A 23,548-nucleotide genomic window follows, 5' to 3' on the forward strand; every position below is an offset into this window, starting at 1 on the left:
CAAAGTGTTAGTTACTGGAAATTGTAGGGCAGGGAAGACTGCTGAACTAACAGTTACGCAGGCTCTCCGCCCGGGCTTGACCGGTCAGCAGCTCTATGCTGCCCGGCATGGGCCCTGATGCCACGACGCTGTGGTGTTGGGCGCTCCAAGCGGTGGCTCTGGCTGCCCTCGGTGCCGGCGCTGAACTAGCGGGTGCCGTCAGCTTTCGGCGCAGGTCCGGTGGCAGCAGCACCGGATTTTCCGGTGTCCGGCGAGTCCTTGGCGGACGTGTTGCCGCCAGTGGCTGCCGGCACTGCTTCCGTTGGGGCAGAAGCGTGGCCTGGACCGTTTTGGTTATCTGGGAGATTATCACGCGATTCACTATCTGAGACAACGGCGTCCGCATCACGGACGGTATCGGCTGCTGCACGACGGCCGCTTGCCTTCTCCGGCGAGGTCCCGCCGTCGTCCGTTTTCCCGGTGACAGCCGGCGCTACCGACGCACCGACCGTCTCTTTAGCGGGGCCCACGTCGCCGTCCGCCGTCTCGCCGACGGGTCTGTCACCGCCCGTTTCGTCGGCGGACTTGTCGGCGGCCGTTTTAACGGCGGCCTTGTCGCCGGCCGTTTCGACGGCGGACTCAGTGCCGGGCCCGGCAACGGGCTCACGGCCGGGGAGGTAGACGCTCTGCTGGTCGCCCTTCCTGCGCAGGCCCAGCACGATGAACACGGCCAGAGCAGCGATGAACACGAAGATGCTGGTCCAGACATTGAGCCGTGTGGTGATGCCGAAGAGGCTGATCTGTTCGGCATCATCGATGCGCATGGCTTCAATCCACACCCGGCCCAGTGTGTAGTACATGGCGTAGACCCAGAAGAGCCGGCCGCGGCGGAAGTGGAACCGCCGGTCCAGCGCCAGAAGGATGAGCACACCCACGAGGTTCCAGAGCGACTCGTACAGGAAGGTGGGGTGGAACAGCGTGTCCGCAGGGAATCCGGACGGGAAGTTGGGGTTGTCGGAGTCAACCTGGAGACCCCAGGGCAGCGTGGTGGGGCCGCCGAAGAGCTCCTGGTTGAAGTAGTTGCCCCAGCGGCCAACGGCCTGCGCGAGCAGCAGTCCCGGCGCCGCGGCGTCCAGGAACGCCGTGAGCTTGACGCCCGCCCGGCGGCAGCCGATCCAGGCGCCGAAGGCGCCCAGCACCACGGCACCCCAGATGCCCAGGCCGCCGCGCTGGATTTGCGGGATCAGGGACAGGTCCCCCGTGCCGTCAAAACCCGGCCCGAAGTAGGCGTCCGGGGAGGAGAACACGTGATAGAGCCGGCCGCCGATGATGCCGAACGGGATGGCCCAAATGACGATGTCCCACACGCTGCCTTCGGGAGCTCCGCGCTTTGCCCACCGCACCGACGTCAGCCACAGGCCGACGATGATGCCCGCGAGGATGCACAGGGCGTAGGCATGGATGCGCAGCGTGCCCCACGGCAGTGGAATGTCGAAGCCGGACCAGTCGGGGCTCGGAATGCTCGTCGGGACGAAGCCCGCCGGCACCATATTCGCCAGCGCGGCCGCGGAGTGGAACATCTGCATGATGGAGGGCTACTTCCTGGTCAGTCCGGCGCTAAGGTCTTTGGTCAGGCTGGCCACGGCGTCCACGCCGCCGTCGCGGATGGCGGACACGAGGGCTGTTCCCACGATCACACCGTCGGCATAGGCGGCAATTTCCGCCACCTGGTCCGCGTTCGATACGCCGAGGCCCACGCAAACACGCTCCGCGCCGGCCTCTTTGGCCGCGGCCACCACGCCCTTGGCTGCCGTGCTCACGGACGACCGGGCACCGGTGACACCCATGATGGAGACGGCGTAGACGAAACCCCGGCTGGCCTCGACGGTGCGCCGCATGCGCTCGGTCGAGGACGAGGGGGCCACAAGGAACACCCGGTCCAGCCCGTACTTGTCGGAGGCTTCCATCCAGTCCGCGGCTTCGTCCGGGATGAGGTCCGGAGTGATCAGGCCCGCTCCCCCGGCTTCGGCGAGGCGGCGGGAAAATTCGTCCACGCCCATCCGGATCACGGGGTTCCAGTAGGTCATAACCAGGACGGCAGCGTCGGTTTCGGCCGTGATGCCTGCCACGACGTCGAAGACCTGGCGGACGTGGAACCCGTTGGCGAGGGCTTCCGTGGTGGCGGCCTGGATGACCGGGCCGTCCATTACCGGATCCGAGTACGGAATGCCGATCTCGATGAGGTCAGCGCCGTTGCGTGCCAGGGCTATGCCGGCGGCGATGGTTTCCTCGACGCTGGGGTAGCCGGCGGGCAGGTAGCCGATGAGGGCCGCCCGTCCTTCCGCGCGGGCCTTGTCAATGGCGATTGCCGATTTGCTGGTCATCTGCGCGGTGCTCACAGCTGTTCCCCTTCCTTGCCGATAGCGGCCTCTGCGGAATCCTTCTCCAGGAGGTCGAACCATTCGGCTGCTGTTGCCACGTCCTTGTCGCCCCGGCCGGACAGGTTGACGATCACGATCTTGTCCGATGCGTTGCCCGCTGCGGCCTCCTCAGCGGCCAGCCGCTGCCCCACCTTGATGGCGCCGGCAAGGGCGTGCGAGGACTCGATGGCCGGAATGATGCCTTCGGTGCGGCACAGGAGCCGGAAGGCCTCCATGGCTTCGCTGTCCGTGATGGGCTCGTAGCTGACCCGTCCGATGTCGGCGAGGTACGAGTGCTCCGGGCCGACGCCCGGGTAGTCCAGTCCGGCGGAGATGGAGTGCGATTCGATAGTCTGGCCGTCGTCGTCCTGCATGAGGTACGACCGCGCACCGTGCAGCACGCCGGGCCGGCCGAGCGTGATGGTCGCCGCGTGGCGGCCGGTTTCCACGCCGTCGCCGCCGGCCTCGAAGCCGTAGATCTTAACGGAGGCGTCGTCGAGGAAGCCGTGGAAGATGCCGATGGCGTTGGAGCCGCCGCCGATGCAGGCGCAGACCGCGTCCGGCAGGCGGCCGGTCTGGTCGAGGATCTGCGCGCGGGCTTCCTCACCGATGACCTCGTGGAAGTAACGGACCATCGCGGGGAACGGGTGGGCGCCCGCTGCGGTGCCGAGCAGGTAGTGGGTGTTTCCGACGTTGGCCACCCAGTCGCGGAGCGCCTCGTTGATGGCGTCCTTGAGGGTCTGCGACCCGTTCGTGACAGGAATGACGGTGGCTCCCAGGAGCTCCATCCGGGCCACGTTCAAGGCCTGCCGGCGGCAGTCTTCCGCGCCCATGTAGACGACGCATTCCAAGCCCAGCAGCGCGGCGGCCGTGGCGCTGGCCACGCCGTGCTGGCCGGCACCGGTCTCGGCGATGACACGCGTCTTGCCCATGCGCTTGGCAAGCAGCGCCTGGCCCAGCACGTTGTTGATCTTGTGCGAGCCGGTGTGGTTGAGGTCTTCGCGCTTGAGGAAGATGCGCACTCCCCCGGCGTGCTCGGCGAACCGCTTGGCCTCGGTCAGAAGCGAGGGCCGCCCGGAATAGTTCTTGTTTAGATCGGCGATCTGCGCGGTGAATTCGGGGTCCGCCTTGGCTTTTTCGAACGTGTCTTCCAGTTCGTCCAGGGCCGCAATCAGTGATTCAGGCATCCATCGGCCCCCGTAGGAACCGAAGTAGGGTCCCGGGGCGTGGCGCAGCGATGCGCCTCCCTGCAGGAATGCGTCCACCGAGCCTTCGTCAGAGCCGGCTGTCGGCGCTTCGGCCATCAGTCTCACCATCCTGTTCACTTTTGACTAATTGATGTCAGGCGGCATCCGGTGTGCAGCCTATTGCGGGCTGTTTCCCGGATGGCGCCACGGTTAGGGCGAAGCTCAGACGCGGGCAGCGATCGCTGCTGCCCCGGCTGCGGCGAACTCCGCGATGCGTTCGCGCGGTGTGGCGTCACTGACGAGCGCCTCTCCCACGAGGATGGCGTTGGCGCCGTTTGCCGCGTAGTGGGCGACGTCGTCGGCTCCCCGCACGCCGGACTCCGCCACCACGACCGCGCCGGCCGGAATGCTTCCGGCCAGTGAGGCAAAAAGGGACCGGTCGACGTCGAGCGTCTTGAGGTTGCGCACGTTGACACCGATGATCCGGGCGTCGGCATCCACGGCCCGCTCGATCTCCTCCGGCGTGTGCGTCTCCACCAGGACATTCATGCCAAGTTCCCGGCTGAGCGCACTAAATTCACGCAGCTGCTGATCGGACAAAGCGGCCACGATCAGCAGGACAAGGTCCGCACCGTGGGCGCGTGCCTCCCAGATCTGGTACTCGTCCAGGGTGAAATCCTTGCGGAGCAGCGGGACGTCCACGCGGGCCCGGACCGCATCCAGGTCCGCCAGCGAGCCGTTGAAGCGGCGCTGTTCGGTCAGCACGCTGATCACGGCGGCGCCGCCGTCGGCATAAAGCGCCGCCAGCGAGGCCGGGTCCACGATGTTCGCGAGGTCGCCCTTTGACGGGCTGCGGCGCTTGATCTCGGCAATGACCTTGAGCTGATCGCGGGTGGCCGACGGCCCGTCGAGGGCTGCCCATGCGTCGCGCGCCGGAGCCGCTGCCAGGGCGCGGTCCTTGAGTTCCGCGAGGGACACGAGGCGCTTGCGGCCGTCCATGTCCTCCCTGACACCGGCATTGATGTCGTCGAGAACCGTCACGGTTAGTGGCCGGTGCCCTTGATCTTGCTGCCGCCCACGCCGTAGCCCGCCTTGCGCATGATGAAACCGGCCAGCAGGCCGAGCACCATGACCGCGGCACCTGCCACGAAGATGGGGGTGCTGGCGATGACAAACGCGATGGCGGCGATGAGGGCGCCGATCAGCATGACGATCACGCAGGTCCACGCGGCCGGGCTGTTGCCGTGGCCCAGGTCAATGCTGTGGTCGATGCCGTGGTGCGTCTTTCCGGGCGCCGCGGGCTTAGTACCGGAAACAGTGGCTTTGCTCATGTGAATCTCCTCAGGATCAATACTGCTTACATTCTGCCATTTTTTGGCGCGGCCTTAGTCATCGGCAGGCACGCCGCGTGGCTCCGTGACCATCCGGCTCAGGTGGGATCGTCGCCGCGCGAGAGCCGGTCCCAGCTGTCGATCTCGTCGACAGGGCCGGTCTGGGCGCCACGGCTGCCTGGTGCGGCGGTGTCGTACTTGGTCCGCGCCTTCCAGCGCCGTCCCGCCGGGACAACCAGTAGCCCGCCAAGCGCGAGAAGGGAACCGGCGACGACGGCGAGGACGGGAAACGCCGTGACGCCCACCTCCGCGCTGCTCCCGCTGATGCCGGTGGCAGCGGCGATGGAACCCTGTGCGGCCGCCAGCGGGTCCGCGAGTACGGTCGCCGCAGCGGTGACGATCCCGACGGCCGCCAGCACGATGATGGCCGTAATGATCCAGCGGGCGATCCTGCCGGCGATGGACGCGGCGAGGCCGCCGGCCAGCGCGACGAGGGCAAGCGCGGTCACCGTGGTGGCTGCCTTGCTCCCCTGGACCTGGAGTCCGTTCTGTTCCGCGGCGCCCTGTCCCAGTTGCTGCGGGTCAAGATGGACAGTCAGCCAGGTCTGGGTGGTGGTGCCGAAGACCGCCAGCGCCAGTACGGCAATGAGCAGGACCACGGTGGATTTCCGCGCCCATGCCGGAGTGCTGCTGCGGGCTTTGGTCTTGGCGGCGGACTCTGCCGGAACCGCCATCAGGACTCTGTTCCGGCTTCTGCGCCGGCTTTCGGGCCGGTTTCCGTCCCGGCCGTCCGGCCGGTTTCCTTCCCCGCCTTCCGGCCGGTTTCCTTCCCGGCCTTCCGGCCGGTGGCGTCAGCCGCGGAGGCAGAGTCCGGCGCGATGTTGTGCAGCGAGCCCGCCGTGTGGACTGCACGGAGCGGAGCGGCCGCCTTGTTGACAGTTTCCAGCGCCTCGGTGGGATTGACTGAGTCCGCCACGATGCCGCCGCCGGCCTGGACATAGGCCCGCCCTTCGCGCAGCAGCGCCGAGCGGATGGCAATGGCCATGTCCATGTCCCCGGCGAAGTCGAGGTATCCCACCACGCCGCCGTAGATTCCGCGCCGGTGCGGCTCAAGCTCATCGAGCAGGCGCAGGGCGCGGGGTTTCGGGGCGCCGGACAGTGTTCCGGCCGGGAAGGTTGCCTTCAGGACGTCGTACGCCTTCGCGGTGGGGGCGAGCCGTCCCACGACCGTGGAGACGAGGTGCATGATGTGGCTGAAGCGTTCCACCTCCATGAACTGCGTCACGTCCACGGACCCCGCCACGCAAACCTTGGAGAGGTCGTTTCTGGAGAGGTCCACCAGCATCAGGTGTTCCGCCCGTTCCTTTTCGTCCGCCAGGAGTTCTTCGGCGAGGGCCTTGTCCGTTTCCACGGTCTTGCCGCGCGGGCGGGACCCGGCAATGGGGTGCGTTATGACGTCGTCGCCGGTGACCGTCACCAACGCCTCGGGCGACGAACCGACGATCGAGTACTCCCGGCCGTCCGCGTCCTCGAGGCTGAAGATGTACATGTAGGGGCTCGGGTTCGTGTTGCGGAGCACCCGGTAGACGTCAAGCGGGGATGCGCCGCACTCCATCTCGAAGCGGCGGGAGATGACCACCTGGAAGACTTCCCCGTCAACGATCGCCTCCTTCCCGCGGTCCAGGGCAGCGAGGTAGGCAGGCTCGTCCCACCGTTCCTGGACACTGGACGCGAAGTCGAGGGCCGCGGGCTCCAGCACTGACACGGGCTGGGTCACGGGAGTACTGACGCGGGCCAGCAGTTCCTTCACGCGAGTGACGGCATCCTGCCAGGCTTCGTCTACGCGGTCGGGGCTGTTGTCGAAGTTGATCGCGTTCGCGATCAGCAGCACCGTGCCGTCCATGTTGTCGTGGACGGCCATGTCCGTGACGAGGTTCAGCGCCATTTCGGGCAGCTGAAGATCGTCTTCGGGAGGGCTGGTCAGCCTTTCCCAGTGCCGGACGGTCTCCCAGCCGAGGAAGCCCACAAGCCCCGAGGTGAACGGAGGCAGTCCGTCGAACCGGTCGGTGCGCAGGGCATCGATCGTGTCCCGGATGGCGTCGACCGGGTTGCCGTCAACGGGAACACCGGTGGGCGGTTGGCCAAGCCAGTGTGCCTGCCCGTCCTTGGTGGTCAGTGTGGCGCGGGACCGTGCGCCGATGAAGGAGTACCTGGACCAGGCGCCGCCGACGGCCGCCGATTCCATCAGGAAGGTGCCCGGCTGGCCCTGTGCCAGTTTCCGGTAGAGGCCGATGGGCGTTTCGGCGTCGGCCAGCACCTTGAGCCGGACAGGGATGACACGGCTGTGGCCGGCAAGTTCCCGGAATTCTTCCAGGCCCGGGCTGATGATTCCAAGGTCCTGCATGGCTATTGGTTCTCCGTCTGTTCTTGGGTTGTGCCTGATTCGATGGACCTGGTGAGTGCAACGCGGGCTATTCGGCCGTTCCGGTCACGACGTCGAGGCCGCGGCCGTCGAAGCACGTGCGTGTTCCGGTGTGGCAGGCTGCGCCGACCTGATCGACGCGCACGAGGAGGGCATCGCCGTCGCAGTCGAGGGCCACCGATTTGACCCACTGCACGTGGCCCGAGGTGTCTCCCTTGCGCCAGTACTCCTGGCGGGACCGGGAGTAGAAGGTCACCCGGCCGGTGGTCATCGTGCGGCTCAGGGCTTCGTCGTCCATCCAGCCGAGCATGAGCACCTCGTCGGTGTCGTGCTGCTGCACGATCGCGGCCACCAGTCCGGCGCCGTCCCGCTTCAGGGCAGCGGCGATTTCGGCGGGAAGCGGGCTTGCGGACGGGCGGTCGCCGGCAGCAGTGCCGACGGCGGCGGCAGGGGCTGAACCGGGTGTGGGGCTGGGGGCGGGCTGCTCAGACATCAGGTCAAGTCTAGTGCCTCACCACATGGCCCCGATCAGTGTGAAGAACAGCACAAATTGGCGAATCGATTCGCTGCGCAACTGCCCCGGCGACGTGCTAGTTTCACAAGTGATGCATTTCGTCGACCCGTCCCGAGAAGTCCTGGCCGAAACCCTGCTGGCGGCCGGCCCTGAGTCCCCCACGCTTTGCCGTGGCTGGAAGACCAGGGACCTGGCAGCACACCTGTATCTGCGCGAGCGGAAGGCCGCTGTGGGCCTCGGCCTGATCATCAAGGGCCTGTCCAGGGCTTCCGACAAAGCCACGGCCAAGCTGGCTTCGAAGCTCAAGACGGCCGACGATTACAGCAAACTGGTGAACTCGTTCCGCGCCGGACCGCCTGCTTTGTCGCCGATGAAGATCAAGGCGCTGGACGAAAGCTCCAACCTGATCGAATACTTCGTCCACACGGAGGACATTCGGCGTGCCGTGGACCGCTGGGCACCGCGTGCCCTCGACGAGGAGTATTCAGAGGCCCTGTGGGATGAACTCATCAAGCGGGCTGCCATCCTTTACCGCGGCGTGGACCTCGGCATCGTTCTCGTCCGGCCCTCCGGCCCCCGGCATGTCGCGAAACGCGCGCCGGTCTCCGTAGCCATCGTCGGCGAGCCCGGCGAACTGCTGATGCACGCCCACGGCCGCACCCGCCATGCTCTGGTGACCTTCGAGGGCCAGCCGGACGCCGTCGCGCTTCTTCAGTCAGCCGAAGTCGGGCTGTAAGTGTCACCGAGTTAGCCTGTCGAACCACCGCTGATTAAGCCTGCCGAAATCAGGTGTCAAAAGTCTGGTTTCGACAGGCTCAACCAGCTGGTCTGCCGGCTTTCCTAGCGGACTTCGAAACCGGCTTCGCGGATGGCCGCCTTGACCTGCGACATCATGTCGTCCGGGCCCCAGTGGAAGATCGAGGCGGCCAGCACGGCGTCCGCACCGGCCTCGACGGCGGGCGGGAAGTGCGCGGGTTCGCCGGCACCGCCGGAGGCGATGATGGGGACCCTGACGGCGGCCCTGACGAGCCGGATCAGCTCGAGGTCGAAGCCGTCCTTCGTGCCGTCGGCGTCGATCGAGTTGAGCAGGATTTCCCCGACTCCCCGGTCGGCAGCTTCCGTCGCCCAGGCGACGGCGTCGATTCCGGTGCCTTGGCGGCCGCCGTGGGTGGTGACTTCAAAGCCCGACGCCGTGGGCTCGGATCCGGGGCGGGTGCGCCGTGCGTCCACGGACAGCACCAGCACCTGGGAGCCAAAGTGCTTGGTGATTTCGTCGATGACGTCGGGGCGTGCCACGGCAGCGGTGTTGATGGACGCCTTGTCCGCACCGAAGCGGAGCAGCTTGTCCACTTCGGCAACCCCGCGGACGCCACCGCCCACGGTGAGCGGGATGAACACTTCCTCTGCGGTGCGCCGGACGACGTCGAACGTCGTTTCCCGGTTGCCCGACGACGCCGTCACGTCCAGGAAGGTGAGCTCGTCCGCGCCGGCGTTGTCGTAGCGGTGGGCCAGTTCGACGGGGTCTCCGGCGTCGCGGAGTCCTTCGAAGTTGATGCCCTTGACCACACGGCCGGCATCAACGTCCAGGCACGGAATGACGCGTACGGCTACAGCCATGACTTCTCCTGTTGTCCTGCAGAATGCTGTTAATGAAGGGCCCGCGTTTGCGGAGGCGGCTCAGATGCGGCAGGCGTGGATGCTGCTGACCAGGATGGCGCGGGCGCCGAGGTCGTACAGCTCGTCCATGATCCGGTTGGTTTCCTTCTTGGGGACCATGGAGCGGACGGCAACCCACTCGGAATCACGCAACGGCGAGACCGTGGGCGACTCGAGGCCGGGGGTGAGCGCGGCGGCTTCCTCTACGAGGTCCTTGCGGATGTCGTAATCCATGAGCACGTACTGGCGCGCCACCAGGACGCCCTGGAGGCGGCGGATCAGGACCTCGATCTCTTTCGAGGTGCCGTTCGCGGCGCCTCCCTGCCCGGTGCGGCGGATCAGGACGGCTTCGGACTTGAGAATGGGATCCCCGAAGATCTCCATGCCGGCGGCCTTGAGCGTGTTGCCGGTTTCGACGACGTCGGCGATCGCGTCCGCCACGCCGAGGCGGACAGAGGATTCCACGGCACCGTCGAGGCGGACGACTTTGGCCTTGATGCCGCGGTCTGCCAGGTAGTCGCGCAGCAGGCCGTCGTAGCTAGTGGCCAGCCGCTTGCCTTCGAGTTCGGACACGTCGGAGAAATCGCCTACCGGACCGGCGAAGCGGAAGGTGGACGCCGCGAATCCCAGCGGAAGCAGTTCCTCTGCCTCCACCTGTGCGTCCAGAAGGAGGTCGCGGCCGGTGATGCCGACGTCAAGCGTTCCCTGGCCCACGTACACGGCGATGTCCCGGGGGCGGAGGAAGAAGAATTCGATCTCGTTGTCAGGGTCCACCATGACCAGCTCGCGGGTATCGCGGCGCTGGCGGTAGCCCGCCTCGGAGAGCATCGCAGACGCGGCTTCGGACAGGGATCCCTTATTGGGTACAGCTACTCGCAGCATGGTAGGTCTTTCTGGGGTTGGAAGTTTTCAGTTCAGGCAAGCGGGCCACGCGGACGCGGCTACAGATGCTTGTAAACGTCTTCCAGGCTCAGGCCCTTGGCCAGCATCAGGACCTGCAGGTGGTACAGGAGCTGCGAGATCTCATCGGCCGCGGCGTCGTCGGACTCGTACTCTGCCGCCATCCAGACTTCGGCGGCTTCCTCCACGACTTTCTTGCCAATGCCGTGGACTCCGGACTCCAATTCGGCGACGGTGCGGGAGCCCTCCGGACGGGTGGCTGCCTTCTCACTCAGTTCTGCGAACAGCGTCTCGAAATTCTTCACGCCCTCCAGACTACTTGCTCCGGGCCGGACCCCGCCTGTCGGGCCGTTGCATGACGGCGGGGATGTGAGCGAATACACACGCTGGGTGCGTCCGCCCCATCCCCGCTGTCTCGACTGGCCCTGCGGTTACTCAGTACTGCTTGAGCAGCAGCGCGGTGGTCAGCGCAGCTGTGACGGCCTCGTGGCCCTTGTCCTCCGAGGAGTCCGGCAGTCCCGCCCGGTCCAGGCCCTGCTCCTCGGTGTCGCAGGTCAGCACGCCGAACCCGACCGGAACGCCGGTGGTGACGCTGACGTCGGTGAGCCCTGACGTCGCCGCCTGGCAGACGTAGTCGAAGTGGGGCGTTCCGCCGCGGATGACGACGCCGAGGGCAACGACGGCGTCAAAATGCGGTGCCAGCCGCGCTGCGGCTACGGGAAGCTCAAAGCTGCCGGGCACCCGGAGAACGGTGGGTTCGCTGATGCCCGCGTCCTTGGCTGCGCGGAGCGCGCCGTCCAAGAGTCCGTCCATGATCTGGGTGTGCCAGCTGGCGGCCACGATGGCCAGCTTCAGCTGCGAGGTTTCCGCCGGGTTGAGGGTGGTGAGGTCGATCTGTGGTGCGCCGTGTCCGCTCATGGGTGGTGTTGATCCTTCAGTCTTGTTCGTGGTCAAAAGTGCCTGAGCCGTTGCCAGGTACAGTCGCGGCCTGCCCATCCAGGGTGAGCATGTGGTCCATCCGGTCCTTCTTGGTCTGAAGGTAGCGGATGTTCTGTTCCCGTGAGGGCACCTCGGTGGGAACCATCTCCACCACCTTGACGCCGGCCTTGGCCAGTCGGTTCTGCTTGTCCGGGTTGTTGCTCAGCAGCCTGATCTCGTGGAGTCCCATCTCGGCCAGGATCTGCGCTGCGGCGTTGTAGCACCTGGCGTCCACGGGCAGCCCGAGCTGCTCATTGGCCTCGACCGTATCGAAGCCGGCCTCCTGCAGGGCGTAAGCCTTGATCTTGTTGGCCAGTCCGATGCCGCGGCCCTCCTGGCCGCGCAGGTACAGGAGCGTACCGCCGTTTGCCTCGATCATTTCCAGGGCATAGGCGAGCTGCTCGCCGCAGTCGCAGCGGTAGGACCCGAAGACGTCGCCGGTGAGGCATTCGGAGTGCAGCCGGACGAGGGGAGCCTTGCCGTCCCTGGGAGGGTTGGGAGAGCTCACAGCGAGGTGCTCCGCGCCAGTGATCAGATCGGTCCAGGCCTGCGTCACGAGGTTCCCGAACGCCCCGGGCAGCTGCACCACAGGACCGCCGCTTACCGGATGCGGCACCCGGCCGTTGCTACTGGTCTCCGCTGCTTGAGTTGCGGTCATCGTCTTTCCCCTTCTCCGGCCGGACTGGCTTCCGGACTGCTCCCCTGTGAAGATACACGGTCGTTTACCTCAAGGTATGCCACGAGGTCCTCGATCGAAATCAAGGGGCAACCGTGTTCCGCGGCGAAAACCCGCAGGCCATCCAGCCGCATCATTTCACCGTCGTCGTACACAACTTCTGCGATCACGCCCACAGGCTCCAGTCCGGCGAGCCGGCACAAGTCCACGGCCGCTTCGGTGTGGCCGGGGCGTTCACGCACTCCCCCCTTAACGGCCCGCAGCGGGAAAATATGCCCGGGGCGTGTCAGCGACTCCGGTTGGCTGCCGGGGTCCGCGAGGACCCTGGCGGTCAGCGCCCGGTCCGTGGCAGAGATGCCCGTGCTGACGCCGGCGGCGGCATCACAGGAGACCGTGTATGCGGTGCCCTTCGCATCCTGGTTGACCTCCACCATGGGCGGCAGGTCCAGGGCATCCGCGCGGGGACCCGCGAGCGGAACACAGATGACGCCCGAGCTGTAACGGATGGTCCAGCCCATCAGGGCCGGGGTGGCGTGCTGGGCCGCGAAGATGATGTCGCCTTCGTTTTCGCGGTCCTCGTTGTCAACCACCAGCACGGGCCGGCCGGCCGCCATTGCCCGGACAGCGTCCCCGATCGGATCAAGCGTCAGCGTGCCGGTGGCAGCCGAATCGAGTTTTGCCGCGCTCACTTCTGGTCCTCCGTAACCGTTGCCGTGCCGCTGAACGCCAGCAGCCGTTCGGTGTACTTTGCCAGTACGTCCACTTCGAGGTTCACTTTTCCGCCGGCCGGCTTGGCGCCCAGTCCGGTATCGGCCAGGGTGGTCGGGATAAGGCCCACCTCGAACCAGGGAGCGGTTTCCTGGGCCGGGCTGACAGCCGTGACCGTGAGGGAGACGCCGTCGATGGCGATGGATCCCTTCTCCGCGATGTAGCGCGCCAGCCGCAGCGGCACTCCGAACCGGAGCCGTTCCCAGTTCCCTTGGGCCTCGCGTTCGAGGAGTTCGCCGACCCCGTCCACATGGCCCTGGACCACATGGCCGTCAAGGCGGCCGCCTGCCGGCACGCAGCGTTCAAGGTTGACGGCGTCGCCCGCGGTGAGTTCGCCGATGGTGCTGCGGATGAGGGTCTCCCCCATGACGTCGACGCTGAAGTCCTTGCCGTCAATCTCGGTCGCGGTGAGGCAGACCCCGTTGACGGCGATCGAACCGCCCAGCGGCAAACCGTCGGCGGTGCCGGGGGCGTGCAGGCGCAACGTTGCGCTCACATCCCCATTACGGTCCACGGACAGGACCTTCCCCTGCTCGGCAATAATTCCGGTGAACATCAGTAGCCTCCCATGGCTGTGCCCGCTGCTGTGCGGGCAGGTAGTGAATTGGTTGACGTGGAGTGCGCCGCTGCCGGCGCAGGGCTTTGGGTGGCATGCGGTCCTGCCGGACCTTCCGGACGCAGGTGCAGCCGAAGGTCCCTGCCCAGCTTCTGGACTGCTCCGCCGGAGGCTGCATCCCATTCCCAGCGCTGGGCATCGGCAAGGGTGCCGATTCCGAGGCCGCTGAGCGCAGCGATTCCCGATCCGAGCAGCGTGGGCGCCAGGTACACGATCAGTTCGTCCACCAGGCCATCCGTCAGGAAGGCGCTCAGGATCTTGGATCCGCCCTCCACCATGACGTGACGCGCGCCTGCCGCAAACAGCAGGGACAGTGCCTCGCCGGGCTCACGGGTGGGCAAATGGAGGATTTTGCCGTCGTCGCCGCGCACGGCGGCGTCGTCGGGAACGTCGCGAAGACCCATCACGGCCCGCAGGGGCTGTTCGCCGGAGGCATCGCCGTTGGCATCCCTCGCCGTGAGCCGCGGGTTGTCCACGAGGACTGTCTGGGTGCCGACGAGGATGGCGTCGATCCGGCGCCGGATGGCGTGGTTGTCCGCCAGAGACTCCGGGCTGGAGATCCACTGGCTAGTGCCGTCTTCAGCAGCGATCCGGCTGTCCAGCGTCTGGGCGATGTGCAGTGTCACGAAGGGGCGCTTGGCCTCGACAGCCTGGAACCAGCGCCGGTTCAGCTCCAGCGCGCGGTCCGCTGCCAGTCCGCTCCGCACGCCGACCCCTGCGGAGCGCAGGGTGGCTGCCCCACCGGCCGCTGGATCGTGGGGGTCGTCGACGGCGTACACGACATTCGCTATTCCGGCATCAATGATCGCCTGCGCGCAGGGTCCCGTGCGTCCCACATGGTTGCAGGGTTCCAGGGTGACCACCATGGTGGATCCGCTGAGATCCACTCCTGTGCTGACCGCTGCCGCTATGGCGTCGGCCTCGGCGTGCGCCGTTCCGGCCCCGCGGTGGTAGCCGGTCACCAGGTGACGGCCGTCAGGGCCGACGACGACGGCACCCACCAGGGGGTTGGCGCCCCGCGGCCCCTGCAGGGCAGCTTCCAGGGCGATGTCCATGGCGGCGGTTTCGGCGGCGCTGAAAGCGTGGATCGGCTGGCCGCTCACGTGGAAACCGCCGGATCCGGCCACACGGTACGAATGTCCATGCGTCTGTGTCGTTCCTTCCCTCTCGAACCGCGATGGCTCCGGGGGTATACGACAGTGCAATGCTGCGGCGTCAGTAGACGCCACAGATACAGCCGTACGTGCTTCTCTCATCCAGACTTTAACTGTCGGTACCGGAATTTCACCAGTTCAACCGTCCGCCGGGCTTTCCGAGGAAAAACCGGCTCGCGGGTCGCGGACTGTCACCGCCGGTTCGGACTTACACCGACCCCGGAGCACGTATTGTGTGTTGCTATTCTGACACAACCCGGAGCATGCTCCGGGTATTCCCTGCCATGGACCGTCACGGAATCCGTAACGTCGGCAGCGCCCGGTGGACGCACGCCGAACCGCGTTGCCGTCCGGGCCCGCCGGCCAAAGCCGTCGAACACCGTCGAGCTAGAGCGAGCCGGCCTTTCGCAGGCGGTCGATGGCCCCGGCCGGATCAGCGGCGCCGTAGACGGCCGAGCCCGCGACGAAAACGTTCGCTCCGGCCTCAGCGGCACGGAGGATCGTCTCCTCGGTGATGCCGCCGTCAACCTGGAGCGCAACGTTCACGCCGGAGCCTTCGATGGCGGCGCGGGCGCGGCGGATCTTGGGAAGCGTGAGGTCCAGGAAAGCCTGGCCGCCGAATCCAGGTTCCACTGTCATGATCAGCAGCATGTCCAGTTCCGGGAGCATCTCCAGGTAGGGTTCCACCGCGGTGGCCGGCCGCAGTGCCAGGCCTGCTCTCGATCCGCGGGCGCGCAACTCCCGCGCCAGCTTAACCGGGGCGATGGACGCCTCCGCATGGAACGTCACGGAGGCGATGCCGGCATCCGCGTATTCCGGCGCCCAGCGGTCGGCGTCCGAAATCATCAGGTGCGCGTCCAGGGGAACCGGGCTGACCGCCTGAATCCGCTGCACCACCGGCAGCCCGATGGTCAGATTGGGGACAAAGTGGTTGTCCATCACGTCCACGTGCACCGAATCAGCGTTGCTGATTCTCTTCAACTCGGCTTCAAGGTTGACGAAGTCGGCGGAGAGGATGCTGGGGTTGATGCAGCACTGCGGCATGCGGGTCCTTTCGCGGGTGGCAAATCAGGGCTTGTTGTGGATCAGCGCTTCTTGTGGATCAGGGCCAGGAACATGGCATCTGTGCGGTGAATGTGCGGCCAGAGCTGGGCCGTGAGTTCGTGGCCCGCGTCAAGATGTCCGGTCAGGCTCACGGCATCGAGCGCGTTTCCGGCGTCCAGCAGTTCGAGGTCGTCGCGCTTGCGGAGTGCATCGCTGACCACCGCCGTGGTCTCGGCCGGGTGCGGCGAGCACGTCACATAGGCCACCACCCCGCCGGGCTTTACGGCGTCCAGTGCCGATTTGAGCAGTTCCCGCTGCAGGGGGCCGAGATCGACCAGGTCCTTGGGCGTGCGCCGCCACCGGGACTCAGGCCTGCGGCGCAGGGCACCGAGCCCGGTGCAGGGTACGTCCACGAGCACCCGGTCAAAGCGTTCCGGCTGCTCGCTGCCTACTTCCCTGCCGTCGCCGGTCCGGACGTGCCAGATGTCGTTGGGGACGGCGGCCAGCGCCTGCCGGACCAGTTTGGCGCGGTGGGGTGCGGGTTCGTTGGCCAGGAGGGTGGCGCCACGCTCGTTGGCCAGGGCGCCGAGCAGTGCAGCCTTGCCGCCGGGGCCGGCGCACAGGTCCAGCCAGGCTTCGCCCTCCCCCGCCACGCTGATCGCGGCAGGGCTGCCAAGGTCAGTACCGCCAAGGTCCACGGCAGCCAGTGCGCGGGCGACCAGCTGCGAGCCGACGTCCTGGACGCGTGTGGTTCCTTCCCGTACCGAGGAGAGCCGGCCGAGGTCCCCGCCGCTGGAAAGCGCGGAGCCTTCGACGAGTTCGCCCGGTGCAGCGCCGTTTTCGAGGGCCTCGTCCAGGCTGCCCAGTCCGGGCAGCGCTACCAGATTGACCACAGGGGCAGCATTGTCCGCCTCAAGGAGGTCGTTGATTTCGGTGACCGGTCGGCCATGCGCCACGAGAGACTGCCTGAACGCACGCACGATCCATTCCGGGTGGGCGTAGCGGACAGAGGCTACCTTGGTGGCGTCCTGCTCGTCGCTGAGCAGGACTTCCAGCCATTCCTCCAAAGTCCGGGCTGAGACCTTGCGCAGCACGGCATTGATCAGGGTGGACGGACCGGCGCCGATCACTGCGCGGGCCAGCCCCACCGTCTGGTCCAGCGCCGCATGGGCGGGAACGCGCATGGCCAGCAACTGGTGCGTGCCGATGCGCAGGGCATCCAGGACAGCCGGGTCCAGCTGGTCCAGGGGCCGGTCCACGCAGCGTGCCAGAACGGCGTCGTAGGTGCCCTGGCCACGCAGCGCGCCGTAGCTCAGTTCGGTGGCGAAGCCGGCGTCGCGCTTGTCCAGCCCGTGGTGCCGGATCCTCGACGGCAGCACGAGGTTGGCGTAGGCGTCCTCGGAGGCAACCGCGCGCAGCACTTCAAAGGCCACCAGCCGGGCCGGATCAGCGCGCCGGGTGCGCTGGGACGGTGCATTCTCGGTGTAATTGCGTTGCGGGCCGCGGTTCCGTTCCCTGCCCTGGGCGTTCCGGAGACTGCCGTCCCGGCCCCGCTGGACGCCGCCCTGGCCGCCCTGTCCTGCACGCTGGGGGCCTTTTCCACGGCCGCTGCCGCTTGTCCCGGACTCGCTCATTCGAACACCACGCTTTCAAGTGAAGCCTGTCCGCGCGCCCAGTCAGCGGCGGTCATCATTTTCTTGCCCGCAGGCTGGACCCGGGTCAGCTCGACCGGGTGCGAGCCGGTTCCCACCAGCACGCTCTTCCCGTTGAGCGCCAGTGCCCCGGGCTCCAGCGCCGGAGCCTCGGGGCGCAGCAGCACGGGTTCGAGTTTCAGCCGCTGGCCGTCCAGGGTGGTCCAGGCGCCGGGCTCCGGGGTGACCCCGCGCGCCCGCCTCCCGACGGCAAGGGCAGGCTGCTGCCAGTGCAGCCGGCCGTCATCGAGTCCAAGCTTGGGAGCCAGCGAAACCTGGCCCTGCTGCGGGAGGGCCACGGCCTTCCCGGCATCCACCGCGGAGAGCGTCTGGGTCAGCAACACGGCGCCGCTGTGGGACAGCCTGTCCAGCAGTGCTCCCGCGGTGTCATCCGGACGGACCGCTTCGGTGAGCGTCCCGAACACGGGGCCGGTGTCCAGCCCCTCCTCCAGAAGGAAGGTGACGGCCCCGGTGACGTCGTCCCCGGCGATGACAGAGCGCTGCACGGGCGCAGCGCCGCGCCAGGCCGGCAGCAGGGAGAAGTGGAGGTTGATCCAGCCGTGGCGCGGAATATCCAGTGCGGCTCGCGGCACCAGGCCGCCGTAAGCGACGATGGCCGCCACATCAGGGCGGACGGCAGCAATCCTGGCGGTGACCTCGGCATCAACCTTGGCAGCGTGAATGATTTCAATGCCCAACTCTGCGGCGCGCGCTGCGACGGGTGACGGCGTGAGCACGCGTTTGCGGCCTATCGGCGCATCCGGCCGTGTCAGCACCGCAACGACGTCGAACCCGGCGTCTACCAGCGCATTCAGCGACGGGACGGCTACTGCCGGTGTTCCCGCGAAGAGGACCTTCATCCGGCGGCGCCGAAGCTGCCGGCACCGGACGTTCCGGCTCCGAAGCTGCCGCCCCCGAAACTGGAGCCGACCGTTTTGGCGCGCTTCGCCGTCGTCCGTTCGGTGATGGAGTCGTAGTTGGCGTTGCGGATGGAGCGGAGCGCAGCCTTGCGGTCCTCGCCTTCGAGGCGGTCCGTAAAAAGTATGCCGTCAAGATGGTCGGTTTCGTGCTGGAAACAGCGGGCGAGCATCCCTTCCGCATCGACCGCGACGGGGTTCCCGTGCAGGTCCACGCCGGTGACCCGGGTGGCACGGTGGCGGCGGACGGGGAAGCCCAACCCGGGAATGGAGAGGCAGCCTTCCACTTCGTCGGGTTGGAAGTCCTCGCTGTTTTCCAGCACGGGGTTGATGACATGACCTTCGAGCCCGCCGATCCGGTAAGTGAAAACCCTGAGGCTGACGCCGATCTGCGGCGCGGCGAGGCCTGCACCTTCCACGTCCTCCATGGTTTCGGTCATATCGGCAACGAGCCTTGCCAGCTCGGGCCCGAATTCCGTGACAGGGTCGGCGACCGTGCGGAGCACGGGATCGCCGATGATACGGATATTCAGAATTGCCATCTGCAGTCATTTCCTCACGGTGGACGGTAACGGATCCAGACCAGTTTAGTTGCTGCCGCCCCGCCGGCACCCCTGGTGGTTACGGCTGCTGACGTGGATGAACAGTGCTAGGCGTGCTGAAATGCGCCCGTGGTGAACTCCGTGCTCATGCCAGCATGGATCAGGTAAACACCGGTCAGGCAAACACCGGCGGCGCCACCGGCAGCAGTGCAGGCCCGGCGCTGAGGGTGTCGGCGGACATTTCCCAGACGCGCCGAAGCGCGCAGAACTTCCACCAGTGGTGCCGCAGCACCTCGGGATTCGCCCGGACGGGGCGCACCTCCGTCTCACCGATGGCGACTGCCAGCAGTACCGGAGCCTCACCGTGCCGCCAGGGTTCCCACTCCCCCGCCTCTGCGTCCACCAGGCTTTCCTCCGCCTTCATTCCGGCGACGAGCTGCATGACCACCTTGTCATCCAGCGGCTTGACCTGGCCGTCCCGCGTGGTCCCCTTGGTCTTGTAGTCAATGAGGCAGGTCCGTCCGTTGATCTTGGCCACGAGGTCCAGCGTTCCGGCGTACCCAACCGTCGCGTTCCAAACCGTGATCTCCGGCGCCACGGGCTCCACGCGGAACAGCTCCCACCACTCATCAAAGCGGGCAGCGAAGGCTTCTTCGCCATTGGACGCCAGTGCCTCGCGGGTTTCCTGCATCCGGTGGGGCTTGCCCAAGGCACGGAGCGCCACCTGTTCGCAGTAGTTGTGCACCCGGTCGCCGCGCCGGGCTGCGTCGTCACGGTACGTTTCTGCGGCCTTGGCCGCGCGGTTCACCGCCTGCCGGACCTTGGCCGGACTGCCCAGGATCTCGGGAAGGGAGGGATCCTTGGCGAGGCTGCTGGCGCCCATGTAGCCAAACCAGCCGTCCAGCCCATGGGGCTGCTGGCCGATGACTGTGGTGATGGAGGGCACCGAGAACGCTTCCGTGGTGGAGCGCGCGTACATCCGGCCGTATTCCGTGGCGTGGGCGAGAAGTGGATCAGTCATGGCGAGACTCTTTCACAGGGGGCTGACAGTTAAGTCGGGAAACAGAAAAGTCCGTCCCGCCCAGATTGATTTCCCTGGGCGGAACGGACCATTCATCGGTGGGCGATACTGGGTTCGAACCAGTGACCTCTTCGGTGTGAACGAAGCGCGCTACCACTGCGCCAATCGCCCCGATGCATTTGAATGCTAGCCCACGATGCGGGGTTTACGGAAATCGGGTGGGCGGCGGCGTACAGCGACCCAACAGAGACGCTTGAATTACACCTCTGTAATTCAAGAATTCGCCTAGAATTCAAGGAAGTACGGGGGTCTGCGCCAGCGTCGGGGAGGTCGATTTGGAGATTCCCTGAACCTCCTATAGAGTTTTTACTCGTTGGAACGCGAGGAAATGCCGCTCAAGGCAAGGAATCGAAGCTCCGAAATGCGGACGTAGCTCAGCTGGTAGAGCACCACCTTGCCAAGGTGGATGTCGCGAGTTCGAATCTCGTCGTCCGCTCGCAGGACACTGTCACGGCAATGATTCTTAAGAATCGATGCTTACACGGTGGGTTGGCCGAGAGGCGAGGCAGCGGCCTGCAAAGCCGTATACACGGGTTCGAATCCCGTACCCACCTCGGTGAAAACCATGGTTTCCGGTCTAACCGGATTCAATGGGCGATTGGCGCAGCGGTAGCGCGCTTCCCTGACACGGAAGAGGTCACTGGTTCGATCCCAGTATCGCCCACCAGAGCAAGGAAACTTGCTCGTTGTTGAACGCCCGGCCTGCCGGGACGTACTTCATGCGCGGACGTAGCTCAGCTGGTAGAGCACCACCTTGCCAAGGTGGATGTCGCGAGTTCGAATCTCGTCGTCCGCTCTCTGGAATCCTTTCGGATTCGAACCCAGGATTTACCGGTTTTCCGGTTCCGGGCGATTGGCGCAGCGGTAGCGCGCTTCCCTGACACGGAAGAGGTCACTGGTTCGATCCCAGTATCGCCCACACAGCAAGCAGCTCTCCGGAGCTGCTTTTTTCTTGCCCTCACGCAGCGGGACCCTCACCGGTTTGACAAATTTTGTCAACTGATTCTTGGCATAGAACCGACGCAGGGCTAGGATCGATTGCGGAGGAGCGATCTGGCTCCGCGATTGAAGGGAGGTGCTCGTGGGACTAATTGACGATCTAAAGGGCAAAGCTCAGGGTCTGATCCGCGGCAACGAGCAGGCCATCAAGGACGGCATCGAAAAAGCGGGCGACTTTGTCGACTCGAAGACGGGCGGCAAGTACGCCGGCCATGTAGATAAGGTCCAGGATGGCGCTTCCACCTACGTTGACAACGCAGACGGTACGCCGAACGAGGCCCCGGCGGGCCAGGTAGTGCCGCCGGTCGAGAAGGCTCCGTAACAAGGATTTGCCCGGGCATTGCCCCGACACGTCAACGGGGGCGCCGGTCCCGCCGAGAGGCGGCACCGGCGCCTTTGGCGTTTAAGTGCCCTTGGCGTTTAACTGCCCGTGTGTCGACTGCCTGAGGCGTTCAAGCACTCTTGACGCTTAAGCGGCCCGGTCGCTAGGACGGCTCGTGGTTCTGGCCTTCACGGGCCAGGGCGGTGAGGCGCGAGACCGCCCGGAAGTACTTCTTCATGTAACCGCCGGTCATCATTTCTTCCGTGAACAGCTTGTCGAAGGGGACACCGCTGGCAAGGATCGGAACGTCCTTGTCGTACAACCGGTCCGCGAGCACCACGAACCTCAGCGCAACAGCCTGTTCGGTAATCGTCTCCACATCCCGCCAAACAACACCGTCCACTCCGTCAAGGAGCTTGCGGTAGCGGCTCGGGTGCACACCGGCAAGATGCGCGATCAGGGTCTTGAAGTCATCCTCCGCCACAGTCTGGCCATCGAACTCGGCCTTCATGTGGGCGTGGAGTTCACTGTTCCGCAACGGGGACGGCGCCGCCGGCAGTCCGCGGTGCCGGAAATCCTCGCCGTCGATCCTGAGGACATCGAACTGGTCTGCCAGGACCTGGATCTCCCTCTGGAAATCGACCGCAGCGAACCGGCCGTCGCCCAGGGAGCCGGGCAGCGTGTTGGAGGTGGCAGCGAGCTTGACACCGGCGTCGGCGAGTTCGCGCATGAGCCGGGACATCAGGACGGTATCGCCAGGATCATCAAGCTCAAACTCATCGATGCACACAAGCTTGTAGGAACTCAGCGCTTCAACAGTTTTCCGGAAGGACAGGGCGCCCACCAGGTTGGTGTACTCAACGAACGTGCCGAAGGCCTTGGGCCCCGGGGCAGCGTGCCACAGCGACGCCAGCAGGTGGGTCTTGCCAACGCCGAAGCCGCCGTCAAGGTAGATACCGGCCCTTGACGTGTCCTTCTTCGCGAAGAGCCTTTTGAAAAGTCCCGCGCCGTCGCCGGCGCCCACACCCCCGGCGAATGCTTCCAGCGCGTGCACGGCTGCAGCCTGGCTGGGCTGCGAAGTATCAGGCCTGTAGCTGGCAAAGGACACCTGCCCGAACCTGGGCGACGGGTAGAACCCTTTCAGGAGCTCATCCACTGACACCGCCGGCGTCCGGGTGGCAAGCTTTTCGATCTGTACCAAGGTGGTCCGTTCTGCTGGTGACTTATCCCCAGAAAGAATACCGGCAATGGCACCGCCTCCAGCCTGCACGGTGCACGCACGCCCGGAAGCCGTGACCAAGCGCACATTTCGTCCTGTTAACGGGGGGAAGCTTTCACCGCGGCCCGTGGCTAGTGTTGGAGCAGTGACCGACCGGTTCCTTCGGCGGTCTGCCGTGACCGTTTCAGTGAAAGGCCATATGAATGTCCTACCCAGTTGAACAGAACGAAAAGTTCGCCGCCTACGCCAACCCCGAGCGGCTGGTCTCCACGGAGTGGCTCGCCGCCGCCATCGACGGCGGAGCCCTGGACAACGGAAAACTCGTGGTGGTGGAGTCCGACGAAGACGTCCTGCTGTACGAGACCGGGCACATCCCCGGAGCCGTCAAGGTCGACTGGCATACGGACCTGAACGACGAAGTGACCCGCGACTACGTGGACGGCCAGGCTTTCGCGCTCCTGGCCGCCGCCAAAGGCATTTCCCGCGACACCACCGTGGTGATTTACGGCGACAAGTCCAACTGGTGGGCCGCCTACGCACTCTGGGTCTTCACTCTCTTCGGACACGACGATGTACGGCTGCTCGACGGCGGCCGCGACAAATGGATCGCCGAGGGCCGCGAGCTGAGCACGGCCGTTCCGTCGCCCGCACCCGGCAACTACCCCGTCGTCGAACGCGACGACGCCCCGATCCGCGCGTTCAAGGAAGACGTCCTTGCCCACCTCGGAAAGCCACTGATTGACGTACGCTCCCCCGAGGAATACACCGGCCAGCGGACCCACATGCCTGCCTACCCCGAGGAAGGCGCACTCCGCGGAGGCCACATCCCCACGGCCGCGTCCATTCCGTGGGCACGCGCAGCTGCCGAAGACGGCACGTACCGGAGCCGCCCGGAACTGGAGGCGCTTTACCTGGACGAAGCCGGGCTGACGGAAGGCGACGACGTGGTGGCCTACTGCCGCATCGGCGAGCGTTCCAGCCACACCTGGTTTGCGCTGAAGTACCTTCTCGGCTTTGACACCGTACGGAACTATGACGGCTCCTGGACCGAGTGGGGCAATGCAGTGCGCGTACCGATCGTTAAGGGTGCCGAGCGCGGCGCGGTCCCCGCGGGCGTTAGGTAAGCAGCCGT

Annotated in this window: 25 protein-coding genes, 6 tRNA genes and 1 riboswitch; of the genes, 8 read left to right on the plus strand and 23 right to left on the minus strand. The window is 66.2% G+C overall.

Going from position 1 to position 23,548, the window contains the following annotated elements; translation table 11 throughout:
• Positions 1 to 185: 185 nt before the first annotated feature.
• The 8 genes from lgt to hisI all read right to left on the minus strand — a co-directional run bounded on the left by lgt (position 186) and on the right by hisI (position 7,832).
• Positions 186 to 1,565: a prolipoprotein diacylglyceryl transferase gene (gene lgt / locus LQ144_RS00675; RefSeq protein WP_230116648.1), complete on the minus strand. Its 1,380-nt coding sequence runs from the start codon at positions 1,563 to 1,565 to the stop codon at positions 186 to 188.
• A gap of 9 nt (positions 1,566 to 1,574) precedes the next feature.
• Positions 1,575 to 2,363: a tryptophan synthase subunit alpha gene (gene trpA, locus LQ144_RS00680; protein WP_230116781.1), complete on the minus strand. Its 789-nt coding sequence runs from the start codon at positions 2,361 to 2,363 to the stop codon at positions 1,575 to 1,577.
• 11 nt (positions 2,364 to 2,374) lie between these two features.
• Positions 2,375 to 3,703 carry a tryptophan synthase subunit beta gene (trpB, locus tag LQ144_RS00685; protein ID WP_230116782.1) on the minus strand — a complete coding sequence of 443 codons (1,329 nt, stop codon included), beginning with the start codon at positions 3,701 to 3,703 and terminating at the stop codon, positions 2,375 to 2,377.
• Positions 3,704 to 3,808: 105 nt separating this feature from the next.
• On the minus strand, positions 3,809 to 4,627 hold the full coding sequence (gene trpC, locus LQ144_RS00690; RefSeq protein ID WP_230116649.1) for an indole-3-glycerol phosphate synthase TrpC: 819 nt from the start codon (positions 4,625 to 4,627) through the stop codon (positions 3,809 to 3,811).
• 2 nt (positions 4,628 to 4,629) lie between these two features.
• Positions 4,630 to 4,917 carry an HGxxPAAW family protein gene (locus LQ144_RS00695; RefSeq protein WP_230116650.1) on the minus strand — a complete coding sequence of 96 codons (288 nt, stop codon included), beginning with the start codon at positions 4,915 to 4,917 and terminating at the stop codon, positions 4,630 to 4,632.
• A gap of 98 nt (positions 4,918 to 5,015) precedes the next feature.
• A complete protein-coding gene (locus LQ144_RS00700; protein ID WP_230116651.1) occupies positions 5,016 to 5,651 on the minus strand; it encodes a Trp biosynthesis-associated membrane protein in 636 nt (211 codons plus the stop codon).
• Complete coding sequence (locus LQ144_RS00705; protein WP_230116652.1) at positions 5,651 to 7,321, minus strand: anthranilate synthase component I; 1,671 nt, start codon at positions 7,319 to 7,321, stop codon at positions 5,651 to 5,653. Before LQ144_RS00705 ends, LQ144_RS00700 begins: the two co-directional genes overlap by 1 nt.
• Positions 7,322 to 7,388: 67 nt before the next feature.
• Positions 7,389 to 7,832, minus strand: a complete 444-nt coding sequence (hisI, locus tag LQ144_RS00710; RefSeq protein ID WP_230116653.1) for a phosphoribosyl-AMP cyclohydrolase — start codon at positions 7,830 to 7,832, stop codon at positions 7,389 to 7,391.
• Between the two features lie 112 nt (positions 7,833 to 7,944).
• Here hisI and LQ144_RS00715 point away from each other — a divergent pair, with 112 nt between their 5' ends.
• Positions 7,945 to 8,589 (plus strand): TIGR03085 family metal-binding protein, encoded by a 645-nt coding sequence (locus tag LQ144_RS00715; RefSeq protein ID WP_230116654.1) that lies wholly within the window; start codon positions 7,945 to 7,947, stop codon positions 8,587 to 8,589.
• 104 nt (positions 8,590 to 8,693) lie between these two features.
• Here LQ144_RS00715 and hisF read toward each other — a convergent pair whose 3' ends face one another.
• The 14 genes from hisF to LQ144_RS00785 all read right to left on the minus strand — a co-directional run bounded on the left by hisF (position 8,694) and on the right by LQ144_RS00785 (position 19,987).
• Complete coding sequence (gene hisF, locus LQ144_RS00720) at positions 8,694 to 9,470, minus strand: imidazole glycerol phosphate synthase subunit HisF (protein WP_230116655.1); 777 nt, start codon at positions 9,468 to 9,470, stop codon at positions 8,694 to 8,696.
• 60 nt (positions 9,471 to 9,530) lie between these two features.
• Positions 9,531 to 10,391 (minus strand): ATP phosphoribosyltransferase, encoded by an 861-nt coding sequence (hisG, locus tag LQ144_RS00725; protein ID WP_230116656.1) that lies wholly within the window; start codon positions 10,389 to 10,391, stop codon positions 9,531 to 9,533.
• Positions 10,392 to 10,450: 59 nt separating this feature from the next.
• Entirely contained in the window at positions 10,451 to 10,714 is a 264-nt protein-coding gene (locus LQ144_RS00730; RefSeq protein ID WP_230116657.1) for a phosphoribosyl-ATP diphosphatase, read from the minus strand.
• Positions 10,715 to 10,844: 130 nt separating this feature from the next.
• Positions 10,845 to 11,327, minus strand: coding sequence for a 6,7-dimethyl-8-ribityllumazine synthase (gene ribH / locus LQ144_RS00735; RefSeq protein ID WP_230116658.1), 483 nt, complete (start codon positions 11,325 to 11,327; stop codon positions 10,845 to 10,847).
• A 16-nt stretch (positions 11,328 to 11,343) separates the two neighbouring features.
• The gene (gene ribA / locus LQ144_RS00740) at positions 11,344 to 12,045 is read right to left on the minus strand and encodes a GTP cyclohydrolase II (protein ID WP_230116659.1); all 702 of its coding nucleotides are present in this window, start codon (positions 12,043 to 12,045) and stop codon (positions 11,344 to 11,346) included.
• Positions 12,042 to 12,752: a 3,4-dihydroxy-2-butanone-4-phosphate synthase gene (gene ribB / locus LQ144_RS00745; protein WP_230116660.1), complete on the minus strand. Its 711-nt coding sequence runs from the start codon at positions 12,750 to 12,752 to the stop codon at positions 12,042 to 12,044. Before ribB ends, ribA begins: the two co-directional genes overlap by 4 nt.
• Entirely contained in the window at positions 12,749 to 13,387 is a 639-nt protein-coding gene (locus LQ144_RS00750) for a riboflavin synthase (RefSeq protein ID WP_230116661.1), read from the minus strand. Before LQ144_RS00750 ends, ribB begins: the two co-directional genes overlap by 4 nt.
• Positions 13,387 to 14,502 (minus strand): bifunctional diaminohydroxyphosphoribosylaminopyrimidine deaminase/5-amino-6-(5-phosphoribosylamino)uracil reductase RibD, encoded by a 1,116-nt coding sequence (gene ribD / locus LQ144_RS00755; protein WP_230116783.1) that lies wholly within the window; start codon positions 14,500 to 14,502, stop codon positions 13,387 to 13,389. Before ribD ends, LQ144_RS00750 begins: the two co-directional genes overlap by 1 nt.
• Before the next feature lie 184 nt (positions 14,503 to 14,686).
• Positions 14,687 to 14,833, minus strand: a riboswitch (FMN riboswitch).
• A gap of 155 nt (positions 14,834 to 14,988) precedes the next feature.
• Positions 14,989 to 15,645: a ribulose-phosphate 3-epimerase gene (gene rpe, locus LQ144_RS00760; protein ID WP_230116662.1), complete on the minus strand. Its 657-nt coding sequence runs from the start codon at positions 15,643 to 15,645 to the stop codon at positions 14,989 to 14,991.
• Positions 15,646 to 15,686: 41 nt separating this feature from the next.
• The gene (locus LQ144_RS00765; protein WP_230116663.1) at positions 15,687 to 17,279 is read right to left on the minus strand and encodes a transcription antitermination factor NusB; all 1,593 of its coding nucleotides are present in this window, start codon (positions 17,277 to 17,279) and stop codon (positions 15,687 to 15,689) included.
• Positions 17,276 to 18,196: a methionyl-tRNA formyltransferase gene (gene fmt, locus LQ144_RS00770; protein WP_230116664.1), complete on the minus strand. Its 921-nt coding sequence runs from the start codon at positions 18,194 to 18,196 to the stop codon at positions 17,276 to 17,278. Before fmt ends, LQ144_RS00765 begins: the two co-directional genes overlap by 4 nt.
• Positions 18,193 to 18,795, minus strand: a complete 603-nt coding sequence (def, locus tag LQ144_RS00775) for a peptide deformylase (protein WP_230116665.1) — start codon at positions 18,793 to 18,795, stop codon at positions 18,193 to 18,195. The genes fmt and def overlap by 4 nt, the downstream gene beginning before the upstream one ends.
• A gap of 175 nt (positions 18,796 to 18,970) precedes the next feature.
• On the minus strand, positions 18,971 to 19,816 hold the full coding sequence (locus LQ144_RS00780) for a cytochrome (protein WP_230116666.1): 846 nt from the start codon (positions 19,814 to 19,816) through the stop codon (positions 18,971 to 18,973).
• 99 nt (positions 19,817 to 19,915) lie between these two features.
• Positions 19,916 to 19,987, minus strand: a tRNA-Val gene (locus LQ144_RS00785).
• A 252-nt stretch (positions 19,988 to 20,239) separates the two neighbouring features.
• Between LQ144_RS00785 and LQ144_RS00790 the strand changes: the two genes are divergently transcribed.
• The 6 genes from LQ144_RS00790 (at position 20,240) to LQ144_RS00815 (ending at position 21,197) form a co-directional block, all read left to right on the plus strand.
• Positions 20,240 to 20,312, plus strand: a tRNA-Gly gene (locus tag LQ144_RS00790).
• Positions 20,313 to 20,359: 47 nt separating this feature from the next.
• Positions 20,360 to 20,430: transfer RNA gene (locus LQ144_RS00795), tRNA-Cys, on the plus strand.
• Positions 20,431 to 20,468: 38 nt separating this feature from the next.
• A tRNA-Val gene (locus tag LQ144_RS00800) sits at positions 20,469 to 20,543 on the plus strand.
• A 56-nt stretch (positions 20,544 to 20,599) separates the two neighbouring features.
• Positions 20,600 to 20,672 (plus strand) — tRNA-Gly (locus tag LQ144_RS00805).
• Between the two features lie 51 nt (positions 20,673 to 20,723).
• Positions 20,724 to 20,795: transfer RNA gene (locus LQ144_RS00810), tRNA-Val, on the plus strand.
• 162 nt (positions 20,796 to 20,957) lie between these two features.
• Positions 20,958 to 21,197, plus strand: a complete 240-nt coding sequence (locus LQ144_RS00815; protein WP_230116667.1) for an antitoxin — start codon at positions 20,958 to 20,960, stop codon at positions 21,195 to 21,197.
• Between the two features lie 163 nt (positions 21,198 to 21,360).
• On the opposite strand, the gene zapE is transcribed toward LQ144_RS00815, so the two are convergent.
• Positions 21,361 to 22,398 (minus strand): cell division protein ZapE, encoded by a 1,038-nt coding sequence (zapE, locus tag LQ144_RS00820; protein WP_230116668.1) that lies wholly within the window; start codon positions 22,396 to 22,398, stop codon positions 21,361 to 21,363.
• Positions 22,399 to 22,619: 221 nt separating this feature from the next.
• Here zapE and LQ144_RS00825 point away from each other — a divergent pair, with 221 nt between their 5' ends.
• Positions 22,620 to 23,540 carry a sulfurtransferase gene (locus LQ144_RS00825; RefSeq protein WP_230116669.1) on the plus strand — a complete coding sequence of 307 codons (921 nt, stop codon included), beginning with the start codon at positions 22,620 to 22,622 and terminating at the stop codon, positions 23,538 to 23,540.
• The last annotated feature ends 8 nt before the right edge of the window (positions 23,541 to 23,548 follow it).

It is taken from the genome of Arthrobacter sp. Bi83, from assembly GCF_918698095.1.
In the GTDB taxonomy this organism is placed as follows: domain Bacteria; phylum Actinomycetota; class Actinomycetes; order Actinomycetales; family Micrococcaceae; genus Arthrobacter.

Excerpts from the sequence above, each read along its gene's own strand:
- LQ144_RS00700 (WP_230116651.1), bottom strand. The coding sequence starts at position 5,651 with ATGGCGGTTCCGGCAGAGTCCGCCGCCAAGACCAAAGCCCGCAGCAGC.
- LQ144_RS00695 (WP_230116650.1), bottom strand. The coding sequence starts at position 4,917 with ATGAGCAAAGCCACTGTTTCCGGTACTAAGCCCGCGGCGCCCGGAAAG.
- LQ144_RS00705 (WP_230116652.1), bottom strand. The coding sequence starts at position 7,321 with ATGCAGGACCTTGGAATCATCAGCCCGGGCCTGGAAGAATTCCGGGAA.
- LQ144_RS00780 (WP_230116666.1), bottom strand. The coding sequence starts at position 19,816 with ATGACTGATCCACTTCTCGCCCACGCCACGGAATACGGCCGGATGTAC.
- def (WP_230116665.1), bottom strand. The coding sequence starts at position 18,795 with ATGGCAATTCTGAATATCCGTATCATCGGCGATCCCGTGCTCCGCACG.
- ribD (WP_230116783.1), bottom strand. The coding sequence starts at position 14,502 with ATGGACATCGCCCTGGAAGCTGCCCTGCAGGGGCCGCGGGGCGCCAAC.
- ribA (WP_230116659.1), bottom strand. The coding sequence starts at position 12,045 with ATGACCGCAACTCAAGCAGCGGAGACCAGTAGCAACGGCCGGGTGCCG.
- ribH (WP_230116658.1), bottom strand. The coding sequence starts at position 11,327 with ATGAGCGGACACGGCGCACCACAGATCGACCTCACCACCCTCAACCCG.
- hisF (WP_230116655.1), bottom strand. The coding sequence starts at position 9,470 with ATGGCTGTAGCCGTACGCGTCATTCCGTGCCTGGACGTTGATGCCGGC.
- LQ144_RS00765 (WP_230116663.1), bottom strand. The coding sequence starts at position 17,279 with ATGAGCGAGTCCGGGACAAGCGGCAGCGGCCGTGGAAAAGGCCCCCAG.
- LQ144_RS00750 (WP_230116661.1), bottom strand. The coding sequence starts at position 13,387 with ATGTTCACCGGAATTATTGCCGAGCAGGGGAAGGTCCTGTCCGTGGAC.
- LQ144_RS00715 (WP_230116654.1), top strand. The coding sequence starts at position 7,945 with ATGCATTTCGTCGACCCGTCCCGAGAAGTCCTGGCCGAAACCCTGCTG.
- lgt (WP_230116648.1), bottom strand. The coding sequence starts at position 1,565 with ATGCAGATGTTCCACTCCGCGGCCGCGCTGGCGAATATGGTGCCGGCG.
- trpB (WP_230116782.1), bottom strand. The coding sequence starts at position 3,703 with ATGGCCGAAGCGCCGACAGCCGGCTCTGACGAAGGCTCGGTGGACGCA.
- hisI (WP_230116653.1), bottom strand. The coding sequence starts at position 7,832 with ATGTCTGAGCAGCCCGCCCCCAGCCCCACACCCGGTTCAGCCCCTGCC.
- fmt (WP_230116664.1), bottom strand. The coding sequence starts at position 18,196 with ATGAAGGTCCTCTTCGCGGGAACACCGGCAGTAGCCGTCCCGTCGCTG.
- rpe (WP_230116662.1), bottom strand. The coding sequence starts at position 15,645 with ATGCCGCAGTGCTGCATCAACCCCAGCATCCTCTCCGCCGACTTCGTC.
- LQ144_RS00825 (WP_230116669.1), top strand. The coding sequence starts at position 22,620 with ATGTCCTACCCAGTTGAACAGAACGAAAAGTTCGCCGCCTACGCCAAC.
- trpA (WP_230116781.1), bottom strand. The coding sequence starts at position 2,363 with ATGACCAGCAAATCGGCAATCGCCATTGACAAGGCCCGCGCGGAAGGA.
- hisG (WP_230116656.1), bottom strand. The coding sequence starts at position 10,391 with ATGCTGCGAGTAGCTGTACCCAATAAGGGATCCCTGTCCGAAGCCGCG.